Genomic DNA, 251 nt, shown 5'->3' on the forward strand with positions numbered 1-251 from the left:
GCCACGACCTGGTCCAGCTGATTGTATACCTGGTACTCCCAGCCTTTGCCGGGGATTTTTTTGGCACTCATCCGGTTACGCTCGTCGTAGCGGTACTGGTAACACAGTGCGTTTTGTTTGTCCGGGCCGGGGATTCCGCTGTCGGCTTCTGACTTGGGGGGAAGGACATAGCACAGGTTGCCGAAATCGTCGTACACGTAATAGGTGGACAGGGCTTCGGTGCTCTGGTCGGCTTTGCGGTTCCAGGTGCG

The 251-nt window shown here is 57.4% G+C and carries 1 protein-coding gene; it reads right to left on the reverse strand.

Annotation, left to right across the window (positions count from 1 at the left end):
* Positions 1 to 251 (reverse strand): hypothetical protein (locus DDR33_RS25505; protein WP_238387962.1); only part of this gene is annotated, 251 nt, incomplete at both ends.

The sequence above is a fragment of the Pararcticibacter amylolyticus genome (assembly GCF_003130405.1).
Classification (GTDB): domain Bacteria; phylum Bacteroidota; class Bacteroidia; order Sphingobacteriales; family Sphingobacteriaceae; genus Arcticibacter; species Arcticibacter amylolyticus.